Annotated in this window: 11 protein-coding genes; 8 read left to right on the top strand and 3 right to left on the bottom strand. The window is 58.0% G+C overall.

Annotated elements, in window-relative coordinates; genetic code table 11:
* The first annotated feature begins 48 nt into the window (after positions 1 to 48).
* Entirely contained in the window at positions 49 to 738 is a 690-nt protein-coding gene (locus H6G62_RS14610) for a TIGR04283 family arsenosugar biosynthesis glycosyltransferase (protein ID WP_190496389.1), read from the top strand.
* 86 nt (positions 739 to 824) lie between these two features.
* On the opposite strand, the gene H6G62_RS14615 is transcribed toward H6G62_RS14610, so the two are convergent.
* Positions 825 to 1478 (bottom strand): HAD-IA family hydrolase, encoded by a 654-nt coding sequence (locus tag H6G62_RS14615; RefSeq protein WP_190496390.1) that lies wholly within the window; start codon positions 1476 to 1478, stop codon positions 825 to 827.
* Positions 1479 to 1745: 267 nt separating this feature from the next.
* On the opposite strand from H6G62_RS14615, the gene guaD reads away from it, so the two are divergent.
* Entirely contained in the window at positions 1746 to 3089 is a 1344-nt protein-coding gene (gene guaD, locus H6G62_RS14620) for a guanine deaminase (RefSeq protein ID WP_190496392.1), read from the top strand.
* A 36-nt stretch (positions 3090 to 3125) separates the two neighbouring features.
* On the opposite strand, the gene H6G62_RS14625 is transcribed toward guaD, so the two are convergent.
* Positions 3126 to 3329 (bottom strand): hypothetical protein, encoded by a 204-nt coding sequence (locus H6G62_RS14625; RefSeq protein WP_190496393.1) that lies wholly within the window; start codon positions 3327 to 3329, stop codon positions 3126 to 3128.
* Between the two features lie 504 nt (positions 3330 to 3833).
* Between H6G62_RS14625 and H6G62_RS14630 the strand changes: the two genes are divergently transcribed.
* From H6G62_RS14630 to H6G62_RS14645, 4 genes are all read left to right on the top strand, one after another.
* Positions 3834 to 6257: a putative PEP-binding protein gene (locus H6G62_RS14630; protein ID WP_190496395.1), complete on the top strand. Its 2424-nt coding sequence runs from the start codon at positions 3834 to 3836 to the stop codon at positions 6255 to 6257.
* A gap of 252 nt (positions 6258 to 6509) precedes the next feature.
* Positions 6510 to 8627: a serine/threonine-protein kinase gene (locus H6G62_RS14635; protein WP_190496397.1), complete on the top strand. Its 2118-nt coding sequence runs from the start codon at positions 6510 to 6512 to the stop codon at positions 8625 to 8627.
* Between the two features lie 70 nt (positions 8628 to 8697).
* Positions 8698 to 9408, top strand: a complete 711-nt coding sequence (locus H6G62_RS14640; protein ID WP_190496399.1) for a DnaJ domain-containing protein — start codon at positions 8698 to 8700, stop codon at positions 9406 to 9408.
* Between the two features lie 781 nt (positions 9409 to 10189).
* Entirely contained in the window at positions 10190 to 10987 is a 798-nt protein-coding gene (locus H6G62_RS14645; RefSeq protein WP_190496401.1) for a hypothetical protein, read from the top strand.
* A gap of 64 nt (positions 10988 to 11051) precedes the next feature.
* On the opposite strand, the gene H6G62_RS14650 is transcribed toward H6G62_RS14645, so the two are convergent.
* Positions 11052 to 11474 carry a hypothetical protein gene (locus H6G62_RS14650; RefSeq protein ID WP_199324991.1) on the bottom strand — a complete coding sequence of 141 codons (423 nt, stop codon included), beginning with the start codon at positions 11472 to 11474 and terminating at the stop codon, positions 11052 to 11054.
* 876 nt (positions 11475 to 12350) lie between these two features.
* Between H6G62_RS14650 and H6G62_RS14655 the strand changes: the two genes are divergently transcribed.
* Together H6G62_RS14655 and H6G62_RS14660 are read left to right on the top strand one after the other, a co-directional pair.
* Positions 12351 to 13355 carry a phosphoribulokinase gene (locus H6G62_RS14655; protein ID WP_190496403.1) on the top strand — a complete coding sequence of 335 codons (1005 nt, stop codon included), beginning with the start codon at positions 12351 to 12353 and terminating at the stop codon, positions 13353 to 13355.
* A gap of 315 nt (positions 13356 to 13670) precedes the next feature.
* On the top strand, positions 13671 to 14315 hold the full coding sequence (locus H6G62_RS14660) for a type I restriction endonuclease (RefSeq protein ID WP_190496405.1): 645 nt from the start codon (positions 13671 to 13673) through the stop codon (positions 14313 to 14315).
* The last annotated feature ends 1046 nt before the right edge of the window (positions 14316 to 15361 follow it).

Here is a 15361-nt window from a genome sequence, read left to right on the forward strand (position 1 = left end):
CCACGTCCTAACCCGACTCCCGACTCCCGACTCCCCACTCCCTAACCCGTGCCCCACCCCGCCACGATTTCCATCATCATCCCCACCCTCAACGAAGGGGCAACCCTGGGGCATACCCTAGAGCGCCTACCCTGGGGGCCAACCCTGGAGGTGATTGTGGCCGATGGCGGCAGTACGGATGAGACCTGCGCCATCGCCGAGGGCTGGGGTGCCCAGGTGGTGGTGGCTACGGGGGGACGGGGGGCGCAGCTTAACCAGGGGGCGGCGGTGGCCCAGGGCGAGATTGTGCTGTTTCTCCATGCCGATACCCAACTGCCGCCTAATTTTGAGCCCCTAGTGCGGCAAACCCTGGCTCAACCGGGGGTGGTGGCTGGAGCCTTTGACCTCGCGATTGATGGCCCTGGCTGGGGGTTGCGCTGGGTGGAATGGGGGGTGAAATGGCGTTCCCGTTGGCTGCATTTGCCCTACGGCGACCAAGCCCTCTTTCTCACCGCCGACCGCTTTCACCGGATGGGTGGTTTTGCCAAGCTGCCGATTATGGAAGACTTTGACCTCGTGCAGCGCCTCAACCGTCAGGGTCGCTTGGCCATGGTGCCTGTCCCTGTGCTCACCTCCAGTCGCCGTTGGCAGCGTCTAGGGGTATGGCGTACCACCCTGGCCAACCAGGTCATGGTGGCGGGGTATGGCCTAGGGCTGGATGTGCAGAACCTCGCCCACTGGTACCGTCGCCTAGGCTAGGTTGATCAGCCCATCGAGGCATGGAACCCTAGGGCGGGTTATCCAACGGCTTGAGTGAAGGTTGACCCGTTAGACACTTGGCCGATTTAAGGGCGCTGGAGCCAAACACCCCAGAGACCAGCGGCCTTTGCGCCGTGGAAGTCGTCCCCTTCGCTATCGCCCAGGTGCCAAGCTTGGGAGGGGTCGCAGCGGTGTTTTTGCAAGGCGGTTCGGAAAATCAGCGGGTTGGGTTTGGCGGCTCCGGCCTCAGAGGAAATAGTCACAGACTGGAAGAAGTCGGCCAGGTGCAGGGCTTCTAGCACCTTATATAAACGGGAATCGAAATTAGAAATAATTCCTAGCTCAATGCTGCGCCGCTGCCAACGTTGTAGGGCGACGGGCACATCGGGGTAGACCTTCCAGGGGGCGGCGGTGGCGAAGTGGGCGTAGAGGTCGGCAAAGAAGCTGTCGAAATCCACAAATTGGTCAATCACCCCGGCGCTGCTGAAGGTTTGCTGGGCCAGCACGCGCCACCAGTGGTATTCCCGCTGGGGAATGGTCGCAGGGTCGCAGCCGGGGAAGACCATTTCTGGGGCAGCGCTGAAGGTGCGGAAGAAAGCCTGGTTCAGAGCCTTGGCATCAGCCGTGACCCCATGGCGCTGGGCAATGTTGGCATAAATATCCCCTACACTGCCCGCCACCCCAAATAGGGTGCCCACGGCATCGAGAAAAATGACTTGGGGCAGGGGGGTGTAGGTCATGGCCGGAATGCTTCAAACTACGGGCGTTTTTGGGGTAGATGAGCCGATTATAAACGGCCCTAGCAGGAATGATCGGGCCAAAACGTCGAGTTGAAACAATATCCCTGCAAGACTTTCAGCGCTTGTGTTAGGAAAATCAGGCACTCTACCAAACACCGTCGCAGCACTCCAACCATAGCGGCTACCGTTGTCATCTCCTCGTCCAGGTGGGACAATCCCATGAACGATCCCACCCAGCTCACGTTTCTAGCACCGTCAGGATAGCCCATGGGTCAACCCTCTGCCCCTTCCGTACCCAGCCCCAGCCTTGTCCTGCGGGGAACCCTGATCGACTGCGTGGCCGACCCGTTTTTTGTGCCAGAATCCGAGGCTGTACGCTACATTCCCGATGGCCTGTTGGTGATCGAAAACGGCCACATTGCCGCCCTTGGCCCTTTTGCCGACCTGTATTCCGCCTATCAACACCTGCCCCTGGTGGACTATTCCGGCCACCTGATCACCCCCGGCTTTATTGATACCCACATTCACTATCCCCAAACCGGGATGATTGCCGCCTACGGGGAGCAGTTGTTGGCATGGCTGAACCAATACACCTTTCCCACCGAGCGCCAGTTCCAAGACCCGACCTACGCCCGCCAAGTGGCCGATCTGTTTTTGGATGAACTGCTGAAAAACGGCACCACCACGGCCCTAGTGTTCGCAGCGGTGTTTCCCGAATCCGTAGATGCTTTTTTTGAAGCGGCCCTGGCCCGTAATCTACGCATGATCAGCGGCAAGGTGCTGATGGATTGCAACGCGCCAGACTACCTGCGGGATACGGCCCAGACGGGCTATGACCAATCCAAAGCGCTCATCGAAAAGTGGCACGGTCGAGGTCGGCTGCTCTATGCCGTTACTCCCCGCTTTGCCGCCACCTCCACCGAGGCCCAACTGAAAGCTGCCGCAAAGCTGCTAGACGAATTCCCGGACCTGTATTTGCACACCCACCTCTCGGAAAATGTCAACGAAGTGGCCTGGATTCGGGAGTTGTTCCCCCAATACGACGGCTATTTAGATGTCTATGACCAAACGGGCCTCGTGCGGGAACGGTCGGTGTTTGCCCATGGCGTTCAGCTTACCGATGAGGAGTTTCGCCGCCTCTCCCAAGCCAAGGCCGCGATTTCCTTTTGCCCCACCTCCAACCTGTTTCTAGGCAGTGGGCTGTTTCGCATCGAGCAGGCCAAATCCACCGAACACCCGGTCAACGTGGGCTTAGGAACAGACGTGGGCGCAGGCACCAGTTTTTCCCTCCTGCAAACCGCCAACGAAGCCTACAAGGTTGCCCAACTGCGCGGCCAAAAGCTCTCGGCCTTCAAAGCCCTGTTTTTGGCCACCCTAGGCGGTGCCCAGGCCCTGTGTTTGGACGACAAAATCGGCAGCTTTAACCCCGGTAACGAGGCCGATATCGTTGTCCTCAACCCCCAGGCCACGCCCCTGCTGGCCCTCCGCAACCCAGCCCCCCTGGAGCATGACCTAGCCACCATCGCCGATCCCCTCTTCTCCCTGCTAATCATGGGCGACGACCGAGCCATCGCCGCCACCTACATCCTGGGTCAGCGGGTTAACCCGTAGGATCGTCCTGCCCTGGTTGGGATTCGCCCGGTCGTCCTAGTCCTCAGGTAGCACCCACTTGGGCGGCTGGGAGGCCCGCTCCAACATCTTGCGCCGCACCGCTTCGTCGGCCATCTCCAGCATTTTATCGAGGGAGGTGTCGGCAATAAATTTGCTGGCTTCCTCGGTGTACTTGAGGTTAGGGCATTCATCACCCAAAATACAGCCGTCTCGGCAATCTACCGCACAGTTAATGGCCATGGTGCTGTTTTCTCCTGCGTCGCGCAATTTGAAGGAAGGGAATATTCCTTGGAAAATTGTAACAACCTAAACCATCCCCATCGACCCCATGCTGTCTCGCTGGCCTCTGTGGATTCTCGGTCTTACGCTGCTGACCCTGCTGGGGCTGGCCTATGGCTGCTGACCCTGCTGGGGCTGACCTATGGCTATGGCCTGGGTCTACCTCCCTTTGGCGCTTTAGGAACGGAGGTTTTCCCATCACCCATTGAGAGGCTGGGATGCGCCCCAGGGGCCATGCCTGGGAGGACAACGGCAGAAGCCCTACTCAGATTCCGTCAATTGGATTTACAGTAGTAGGTATAACAATTGCATTGTCCTGCTGGATCCTAAGGGGTTATCCGGCCTCGGTGCTCAACCCACAGGGCAATAATAGGCAAACCATTAAGATAAGCAGACCATAGATAAGCGGACAAAATAATACGCGGATCATCTTCAACCCTCCTCGGCTTTGCCTCCGCCGCTGCCATGCCCTGGCTTCAACAATTGGATCAGGTCTGTGCCGATAGTCTGCCCCAGGTGGGCTACAAGGCCTACGCCCTAGGGTTGCTGGCCCAGCAGCATCTACCCGTTGTGGCAGGGCAGATTATTCCTGCCCAGGGGTGGCAAAACGCGCTCTCCAGCCTGATGGACGCCAATATATTGCGGCGGCTAGACGACCTAGAACGGCTGAAAATGGCCGGGTTTAAAGAGCTTCAGCAGATCAGCCAGCAGGCCCAAGCTGCCTATGCCGCCGCCGCCCTGCCGGATCAACTGGTGGCGGATCTCGCCGCTTGGCCCCATCCCGCCTGGATGTTGCGGGCTTCTCTGGGGCCAGCCTCAGCCCGACGGGGACAGGGCATGGATCTGGGCGTGGGACTGTTACCCGCCCAGGTGGGAGCATCAACCCTGGTGCCCCTGGCCAAAGCCCTTCAGCAGTTTTGGGGAGAGGCGCTATCGGCCCGAAATTTGGCGGTGTGGCGACATCGTCAGCCCTCCTTGGGCTACCTTCCCCTAGCCACCCTGGTCACCCCCCTCTATCCGGCCCTGGTAACGGGAACCCTGCGGCTGGGCACTCGGCGGGCCCTGTGGGACTGTGTGATGGGGTTGGGTCTGCCCCTGGTGCGAGGGGAGGCGATTCCGGCCCGAGGCCAAATGGAGTTGACGCAGCCGGATAGCCTTCAGTGGAAGCCCGGATTTCAGGAGCAGGTCTACCAAGTCAGCTTGGGCCAAGGCGACCGACGCGATCCAGCAGGGCCAGCCCACGTCGATCTAGAACGACTGGAGCCAGATCGCCCTGTCAGCGGCCTGCCCCTACGGGTGATCCAGCGGGAAGATCCAGCCCTCCTGCCCCCCCTCACCCCCGATCACATTCGTCAGTTGATTGATTTGGGTCAACGCAGTCGTCAGGTGCTAGGGGCCGATGCCGCCCTGGTGCCCCCCGCCGCTGAGTTTGATCTGGGCCTGGAGTGGATTCTTTGCCCAGGGGAACAGGGCCAGGGCTGGCAGTTTGTGATTACCCAGGTGATCCCCTACGTGGCCGCGCCCCCCGCCGTGGCTCCGACGATAGCGCCCCCCGCCCCCCGTTCCGTTCGCCCGCCCAGCCTGCCCCATCTCCCCTCGGTGAGTACGGTGGTTAAAGGGATTGGAGCCTCGGCGGGGCAAGTGCAGGGCATTGCCGTGGTAGCCCGCCAGCCCCAGGATTTGCCGCGTCCCCTGCCCCCCAATGCCATTGTGGTGTTGCCCGATCTCCAGCCCGACGTGTTCCTCCAGCTCGAAGCCGTGGCGGGCATTGTCACCGAGCAAGGGGGGGCCACCTGCCATGCGGCCATTCTGGCGCGGGAAATTGGGGTGCCCGCCATTGTGGGGGCTCCCCAGGCCACCCAAATCTTAGAAAACGCCATGCCCCTCTGGCTGGATGGGAACCGGGGCGTCGTCTACGGCCTCGATGCGGCCCGGATTCCCTCCATTGTGACCCAGCCCCCGGCCCGCTCCCCGGCCACCCCCCTAGTGGATTTGCCACCCCGGCGCTACCACGACCTCCGCACCAAAGTGATGGCCAACCTCAGCCAAATTCGGCGGCTCGACACCCTACCCGTGGAGCACATTGCGGGGGTGGGGCTACTGCGGTCGGAGTGGCTGTTGCTGGATATTTTGGAAGGCCGACATCCCTGGCACTGGATTAACCAAGGCCAGGGGGCCGAACTGCAAAGCCGCATGGTGCAGCAGATTGAGCCGATCTTGAAAGTGCTTGGCCCCAAACCCCTGCGCTACCGCAGCCTAGACCTACGTTCCCACGAATGGCAGGCTCTCGTGGGTAGTCCGCCCCTAGAACCCAACCCCATGCTGGGCCTGCGGGGCACCCTCAGCTACGATGTCGATTCCCGCCTGTTTGAGATAGAACTAGCGGCCCTAGCCACCTTGCAACGGGCGGGCTATGACAACCTGCAACTGATTTTGCCCTTTGTGCGCACTGTGGAGGAGGTGCTGGCGTGTCAGCAGCATATTCGGCAGGCGGGCCTGAACCAGGCCGAACCCTTCGCCCTGTGGATTATGGCGGAGGTGCCCTCGGTACTGTTCTTGCTGCCCGCCTATGCCCAGGCCGGGGTGCAGGGCATCGCCCTCGGCTCTAACGATTTGACCCAACTGCTGCTGGCCGTGGATCGCGATCAACCCACCATGGCCTCCGCCTACGATGAACGCCACCCCGTCATCCAAATGGCCATCGCCTACCTGATCCAAGAGGCCCAACGCTGCGGCCTCACCTGCTCCATCTGTGGGCAGGCCCCCGTTCGCCACCCCGACCTGATCGCCAACCTAGTGGCCTGGGGCATCCATTCCATTTCAGTGGAAACCGCCGCCCTGCCCTTCACCCTAGAAGCCGTGCGACAGGCCGAACAAGATCAAATTTGAGGTCTAATACCAAATCCGACTTGTTTGCCTCGGTATCAGCGGGCGAGGAGACCTTGCCCCTACGATTTGCTGGGCGGGGAATCGGGGTTATTCGATTAGAATTTGGTATAGGACGGCATCCTGGTTGATGACCTCCGGCTAGGTAGGACAGCACAGGGTAGGGAGACCCTGCCCCGGCAAGAGGATGAGGATGACATTGGAGATGGAGACTTTTCTATAGGATAGGAAAGCGTTTTAGATCGGGAGAGGGGTATGGAGACAGGGGGACAGGGGGGTGATCTCCTGGGGGGGCGCTACCGGATTCTGCGGCAGCTTAGCGACGGTGGCTTTGGCCGTACCTACCTGGCGGAGGATACCCACCGATTTCAGGAACTCTGTGTGCTGCGGGAAGGTAACCCCCAGGTACAGGGCAAGGACGCCCTGGATCAGGCCCAAAAGCTATTTGAGCGCGAGGCCAGCATCCTCTACCAGTTGGATCATCCCCAAATTCCTCGGTTTCGGGAACTGCTGCGACAGGAGGGCCAGATCTTCTTGGTGCAGGACTATGTGGAAGGCCCCACCTATCGCCATCTACTAGGCCGTCGGCAGGCCCAAGGGGGACAGTTCTCTGAAGCCGAGGTGGTGCAGTTGTTGGCCCAATTGCTGCCCGTGTTGCAATACCTGCACGGACTGGGCATTGTCCACCGTGATATTTCCCCCGACAATCTGGTGCAACGCAATGCCGATGGTCGTCCGGTGCTGATCGACTTTGGCAGTGTGAAACAACTGCTGGTGAATGTGCGTCACCAGATGGGAGTGCCCCATCCCTACCAAACCCCCCATGGGACGATTACCCGCCTCGGCCATAGGGGCTATATCCCCGCCGCCCAACAAAAGACGGGCTTCGCTACCCCCTCGGATGATCTCTATGCCCTGGGCATGACGGCCATGGTGCTGTTGACGGGCAAAGAACCCGATGAACTCTACGACGAGCGCAAAAAAGGCTGGGCTTGGCCCAATCACCTGGAGGTTTCGGCACATCTGCGAACGACGCTAGAGCAAATGGTGGCTAGGGATGTCGCTGAACGGCCCACATCGGCACAGCAGGTGATGACCGCCCTGAACCTAGCCAACCCCTACGGATCAACCCCGGACGACGGGGAGACGATGCCCGTGCGGATGCAGCCCACGACGCCGCCCCCCCCGGAACCGCCCCCGACGGTGGTGGCTCCGGCCCCGCCGCGTCCCTTGCGACTGCGGGTTTTGTCCGCCGCCACCCCCCAACCGCTGGCGGGCTATCCCAATCCTGGCGCTTTCGGCCCTGGCGATGCCGACCCAACCATTTCCGGATCCATCTATCCCCCAGATCCAACCTACACCGTACCGCCGCCACCCCGTCCGACTCAATCGCCCCAGCGCCAAGGGATGAGGGCGGGATGTTGGCCAGCGCTGGCGGGGATGGCCCTTGTGCTGGGGATGGCAGCGGGCCTAGGCTGGTGGCTGGATCCCTTAGGTTGGCGCAATTCAACCGCCGTGGCTCCAGGGGTTAACGATGCCAACAATAGCAACCTCAGTGAGGCGGAACAGGTTCGCAAGCAGGCGATTCGGGATCGGGCGACAACCCTAGGGGTGGACTGGGCCTACCTCGTCAGCCTCACGGATCAGTTCTTTTTTGAGGCCCATCCCGACCGCCAGGGTACCCCGCTCACCGACCAGCCCCAGGATGCCGCCCTACGAGACGAGTGGGACGCCCTCGCCACCGCAAATCTAGATTTAATGGAGGCTCACCTCAGTGCGGAGGCCAGGGACAAACTGGGTCGCTACAACCCCGCCGACCAGGAACGATGGCGACGGCAAATTAACCAACGCTACGTGGGCAGCAAAGCCCTAGAGAACTTGACCAACGCTCGGTTTGAGGCGCTGTTTCCAGGGCGTACCCAGCAGGGCTTTGTGGAAACTCCGGTGGATCAACTGCGGCTGGCCCTCGCCCAGGATCGGGTGACCGCCATCACCAGCGGCGATGCCCTGACCGAAATTCGCTTTGAACCGGGCCAATTTAGCCACCAGGTCACGGGGGATCTACCCCCCGGCGATGGCCACATCTACATCCTGAATGCCAGCCAGGGCCAACTGATGCGGGTTAACCTGCAAGCCCCTCCCGACGCCACCCGCCTGTCGATCTACCTGCCTGCACCCACGCCAGAACGGCCCTACCTGCTATCCAGCGCGGCCCAAAACACCTGGGCCGGGGATCTCCCCCAGTCGGGTTACTACGAAATTGTGGTGGTGGCCCAGGCCAGGGAAACCACCCCCTTCAACCTCACGGTGGGGGTCGATACGGTCACCGATGATAGCCCCAATCCGCCCCCCGCCCCGCCCAAAACCAACTAGCCTGTGCCCATGGAGCCATGGCTAATGGAGTGCTCTTTTCTTCTTTTAGTGCCTCTTTTACAATGGCCCTATGGCACAGCAAACCCATTATCAAATTCTCGAAGTTCACGAAACGGCGACCCAGGCGGAGATCAAACGGGCCTATCGTCGCTTGGCCAAGCAATTTCACCCCGATAGCCAAGCAGAATCCGCCTCCCACGACCACATTGCCCGCATTAACAGCGCCTACGAGGTGATTGGCGACCCCAGCCGTCGGGTGAGGTACGACCGGGAGCGGCAGGGGGTCGTCATGGCCAATCCAGAGGCCACCGCCCAACAACGCACCCAGCGCACCGCTAACATGCAAGCCGCCTATCGACGCCATCGGCAGGCCAGCCAATCCTCGGAGGCCCAGGAGGATGCTTGGCTGAAGCTGGTCTATGCCCCGGTGGATCGACTCATCGCCAAGATTATGTCTCCCCTTAAGGCCGAAATCCGCAAGCTCTCCGCCGACCCCTTCGACGATGAGCTCATGGAAGCCTTCCAAGCCTACCTAGAGCAGTGCGGCACCTGGCTAGAACAGGCCAAAACCAAGTTTCAATCCATGGCCAACCCCGCCAGCACCGCCGGGGTCGCCGCCGATCTGTACCACTGCCTGGGCCAGCTAGAGGATGGCCTAGAGGAAATGGAGCGCTTTACCTACAGCTACGAAACCTCCTACCTACACACAGGCCAAGAACTGTTCCGCATGGCCCGCCAACAACGCCAAGACGCCAAGGAACGGGTCAAACACCTAGGATAATCAGCCGTTGGGATAAGCTGACGCGCATTTAAATTACATTCATTATGTTTCCTTTAGGCTTGATCTTACGATCCCAGTTAATGACAAGCTCCCCCTTGAGCATCTCGAAAAATGCAGGTCTTCTTGAGACTGGCTACGAAGTTCCATGGGTTTTAGGCTCTTCGAGTTCGCAATAAGGTAATTAATCGAGGTGCCCTTGAGTAATTAGAAGATTTATCGTCGCACAGTCATCTATTAATCAATATTTTAGATACCCATATTCTAGTCTAAGTCTCATTGTGAGACGGTGCTTTTCGCTATTTTTCGAGGAGCCTCTTCGTTAAAATTCTAGGACGGTTACGAAATACCGATGGGTATTTTCATCCTTTGGAGATCTTTGTGGTGGTTTTTCCTAACCCTATTTCCCAACCGAGCGAGCATTATCGATGAAGGTGCCACCCCGGTCTGCCCAAAACTGCCCGCGCCGGGGAGAGGCTAAGGAGACCATCGGTGTTTCGGTAAATTTTCTACAGGTGATCGATTGTCCGAATTGCGTTGGCCAGATGAGCCCTATCTCAAACTAGAGGCGGCTGGCCCCTCATCGGAAATCACGGTTGTTTATCCAAAATCCCTCATTAAATGTGCGTAGATGTAGCGCAGATATCATCCCGACATCATCAACGCCCCTTAGAGTGGTAAAGGTATGTTACGTTGCAGCCTGAAATGACTCTGGCGTGTCAAGGCCATGCATTTCTCTGGGTTGTGAGCTGGCGAATCGGGCACCTAATGAGGGCTTCTATCCGTGGAATCACCGCAAAAACTGGCGTTTGTTATCCAGGCTAATCGATTGCAGGGGTTGATTTGGCAGTCCCTACTCAAGTCTCAGTCCCTAGCGGTTATCCTAGAACCCTCTCGGACAGACTTGGTAGACTGTATCAGTCAAATTGCGGAGGCGGGACTTACCCTCCCCGATCTGATTATTTTAGATACGGAAATTAGCGACATTAACCCCTACGAGTTTTGTCGCTGGTGTCGTCAGCGCTTTCCTCGCATTCAGATCTTCCTAACCCGCACCCATCGAGGTCCCATTGCTGAAACCGAGCGGCGCTGGGCAATGCAGCAAGGGGCATCGGGCTTTTTGCACGGCTTCCACCGCGAAACCCTGATGAGTGCCGCCGCCGCCAGTATGCGGTTGATTTTGGCCTCCCTAGATGCCCCCTTCCTAGACGAAAAGGCACTCCTCTCGGTACTGCTCAACATTCGCCGCCAGATGAGCCAATCTGCCCCCAGCACGACCGCCCTAACGCCCGCGAAGCCGCAAGAGTCCTACACAACGGCAAAAGGGAACGGTAATGGTGCGGATACAGGTAAGCGTCAATCCGCTACCAATGAAGGTTCTGACCTCTTCAACGACATTAGCTGGGTCGCCGCTGGCCTGCGATCTCTCAACCCGCGCAACGGTTCGTCGGAGACCAACAGCCCCGCCCCAACCTTTGCCGCCACGCCAGAGACACCACCACCCACCGTTCCCTCCAGCGACATCCCAGCCAGCACCGAGGCAACGCCCAAAACTCGCCGCTATCGAGGGGTGGTGTATTAAGGTGGGCTGAATAGTGGGATGGCATTAACGCCGATTTACCGGGGATAGGCTGGAGGCTAGCTGGCTAACGGCAGTTCGTAAGGCAGCGGCAGCACCTCATCGAGGGTAAAGGGGTAAATAAGCCGGATTTAGTCTGAATCTGTTCATCGCCTCTGGCAATCAGCGTACTGTGACCGTCGGCAGAGTTGTAGTGAATCTCCTGCAACTCGACGGCCCCTTGCTCCACGGGGTCTAGGTAAGTCTGCATCGCCCCCGCCTTGATCTGTGTCCCCCCGAGTGGACAGAGATAGTCGCCGCCCGTGGTCTGGAGAAAGCAACGGGTCGCTAGACTGGCCATCTTGCTATCTCCCACGTAGAGCAACCCGGACTGGCTGAGGGTCTGACGCACCTGTTGAATGGCCGGAATGTAGAGAGGGTCGTCGGCGTTCTGCCCTGAAACAACCTCGGTCGCTATCGGTAGTCCGAGCGGATCTAGCGTCGCCAGCATCAGCTTCCGTGGGGGCAGGTCGGGGCAATGGTCTTTGCGATGACCATACTGAAACAGCCCCGCCTCAGTGACCCTCCAAAAAGCAACTTCGCTACCAACAGGTAAACGCCAGACAGATGCCTCAGTAGGGCTTGCACCTCCTCCGGGGAGAGCACCGTTGGTAAGTAGCGCGTTGGCCTTGCTCTCACGGCATTTAAGCCCCAATCCGTAATGCTGCTCATAGTACATTTTTACGCATGAGTGTGGTGGGCTTCTCAACACCTTTGCCATTACCCTGGCCCAACGACAAGGCTGGCGAACCGTGCCCCAAACCCTCAGAGATTGGGCCAACCGGATCCATTACGTTTTTTCTTTACTGGTATGAAACTACCCTGCCTCTCCTCGTGGGAGAGGGGCTGGGGGTAAGGGCTTCCGGGGCAGCGGGCTACTGAGCATAACCCGAACTGAGGTTAAATTAGGCTAAATATTGATCCCCACCACCCGGAAATTCAGTTGTGAGCGATACTTTCTTCTGATAAGATCAGCACACAGCGGTAGAAATACTTATCAATCCCGATTCAGACGCCACGGGCAAGGCTCCTTAGCCATAGGGGTTCTCCGTGTCTGTAGGCTGAATGGAGGGCTAGGCTCAGGATCTCCTGGCCGCCATAAGTCACCAAACCGTTGCCGTGGATGGCCCTGGATTCTCTAGGCACGGCCCCTCCCCAGGAGGAGTTTTGCTGTGAGAAGGTTAGGGATTTACGCTTCACAAGCGCCACATTTTACGAGATATTTTTTGGGGTATTTCGTGGGGGTCGTGGGGTGTTGCGATGCGGCCAGCCTCGCCCACCTTGCTCAAACGGCATGACTTTAACAGGAGTTGTATAGAGGGAACCTATGATCAACAAGCCAGACAAAGTAGTTCTCATCGGTGTTGCGGGCGACTCTGGGTGTGGTAAATCCACCTTCCTCAGACGACTGAGCGACCTGTTTGGGGCCGAGCTGATGACCGTCATCTGTCTGGATGACTACCACAGCCTTGACCGCAAACAGCGCAAAGAAGCTGGCGTCACCGCCCTCGATCCTCGCGCCAACAACTTTGATCTCATGTACGAGCAGATCAAAGCCCTGAAGGAAGGCAAGAGCATCGACAAGCCCATCTATAACCACGAAACTGGCGAACTTGACCCCCCCGAACGGGTTGACCCCAACCGCATCATCGTGATCGAAGGGCTGCACCCCCTCTACGACGAGCGCGTCCGTGACCTGATCGACTTCAGCGTCTACCTCGACATCAGCGACGAGGTGAAGATTGCCTGGAAGATCCAGCGCGACATGGCCGAGCGTGGCCACACCTACGAAGACGTGCTGGCCTCCATCAACGCCCGTCGTCCCGACTTTGAAGCCTACATCGACATCCAAAAGCAGTATGCCGATGTGGTGATTCAAATTCTGCCCACCAAGCTCATCCCCAACGACGAAGAGAAGAAAGTGCTGCGGGTGCGCCTCATGCAGCGGGAAGGCGTGGAAGGGTTCGACCCCGTCTACCTGTTCGACGAAGGCTCCACCATCGACTGGATTCCCTGCGGTCGGAAGCTCACCTGCTCCTACCCCGGAATTCGGATGCACTACGGCCCCGACAGCTACTACGGCCATGAGGTCTCGGTGCTAGAGGTGGATGGTCAGTTCGACCGCCTGGAAGAAATGATCTACATCGAAAGCCACCTCAGCAACACCTCCACCAAGTACTACGGTGAAATGACCGAACTGCTGCTGAAGCACCGCGAATACCCCGGTTCCACCAACGGTAGCGGCCTGTTCCAGGTGTTGGTGGGTCTGAAGATGCGCGCTACCTACGAGCGTCTGACCTCCACCAGCCTCAACGTCGCCACCCACGCCTAGGCTAAGTTGCCTGGGTAGGTTGGGTGAGGCGAAGCGGAACCCAACACCCACGGGGCATCACCATAGTCTGACGAATCATTGTCTGGCTCATCATCAAGGAGGGGATACAGGATTGTGTCCTCTCTTTTTTGTTGGACATTCGCTAGAAAACCGCTTCTGGCAACAACGCTGGCCCACCCTGACGGGGCATCGGGTTACTGAATTTAACCCGAACTGAGGTAATTAGGGAAACGCGGCGATAACGTTAAACTGTAGATTATGGTGCTAGCCCCAGGCTCCTGTGACCGCCGCGCCCTATCCCCTTCGCAAAATGCTATGGTCAGCGTTATTCCCGCCAGTCAAGTTTCTATCGCCCTGCTCGAAGAGCGCTATGGCCTGCGGGAGACCACCCAGCCAGACTTCTTTGGGGAATGGACACAGGGGTTAGGGTCACTAACCGAGCTAGAAAAACAATATCTTGATCGGGTGAAGACCCATTTCAAACGCCTTCTAAAAAACCCGCCATTATTAGAAAACAGCGTCAAGATGGTGGTGCTTTCGCCCCTGTTGGATAGGGCTGGTTTCTATGATGACCCCTTTCATATTCAGTCGGAGGTGAGTATTGATATTGCCGCTGAGGACGAGGGGCAAATGATTCGCGGCAGAATCGATGTTTTGGTGCTGAAGGATCGGTTTTGGATCTTGGTGCTGGAGGCGAAACGCAGTGATTTTGATGCGAATGTGGCGATGGGGCAAGCGCTGGCCTATATGCTGGCAACCCCCGAATCGGAGCAGCCTACGTTTGCCATGGTAAGCAATGGCCAGAGTTTTTTGTTTTTGAAGCTGACGAAAACCCCTCAGCCCCAGTACGCCAATTCTCGCCTATTTTCCTTGGCCAATCCGGGGAATGACCTCTATGAGGTGCTTAAGGTAATGAAGCGGATTGGAAAGATGGTCACGGCTGAACCCCAGAGCGATTAGACTAGCCCTACCGCCAAGCCGACCGCTCTCAGGTGCGCCGCGCTAGCCGTGCTGTTTCGTCGGCCTCGCTTCTGGCGATAGGGTAGCCCCAAACGCGGTTACAGGTGTATGGTCTACCCAGCCCACCTCCACCCGCCTCAACGTCGCCACCCACGCCTAGGCATCAGTCCGACGAATCATTGTCTGGCTCATAATCCATAGGAGAGGATACCGCTGGGTGTCCTCTCCTTTTTTGTTGGACATTTCCCCGCTTACCAAAGAAGTCCTATGGTGCGAATTACTGATGCAAATGTAGCTAAAATTGACAACTTATTGTAGATCTGGCTCTGATTAACTTACGGATCTCACATCGATCAGGGATCGTCAACTGGCGGAATATAAGAAAAAAAGTTCGGTATTCAAGCTGAAGGCATCTTCTTCTGCCCAGTATAAAATCGAACTACGAAGGCGGTGATGCATTACGAGGCTCTTAACCAAGGGCCAACGGCTGCATCCAGCCTTCATAAGTTCTGATCGAGGTAATCTCTGATGTCCAAGTACAAGAAAATCAAGTCTGGGGTCAAAGAAGTCGCTGGGTTTGCCGCAGGTGGTGGCGCTGTAGGCTTAGGGATTGCTGCACACGTTGGGAGGATGGGGCTAGCCGTTGCTGGTGGAGGTGTCGGTATTGGCGCGGCCCCGGTTGCGGCGGCTGGGGTTATTACGGGTTTGGCGGCATACGGTTTGAAGCGGGCCTTTAAAGGCTAGATCAACCAGAACGATGGTTTTAGAGCCTGCATGATGGCTTGGCTAATCAACAAGCTGATTCTGAAAAGAATCAGATCTTGCTACGATTTCGATTCACATAAACCCCTAGGAGTTGAATATGGGCTTTGAGTTTGATGCAAGTAATACCAATAAAAAATGAAGTTGAGCATAATTTAGGCTGATTTCTGGAATTCAGCTTGGAGTAGGGCATCGAGAATGAAGTCATAGCCCGTGATGGACTGCACTTGTTCTGGCGTCAGACGGGCGAGTTCTTGGTCAACCCGCTGTTGAAGGGCCTCCAG

The organism is Phormidium sp. FACHB-1136, assembly GCF_014697375.1.
In the GTDB taxonomy this organism is placed as follows: Bacteria; Cyanobacteriota; Cyanobacteriia; order Phormidesmidales; family Phormidesmidaceae; genus Nodosilinea.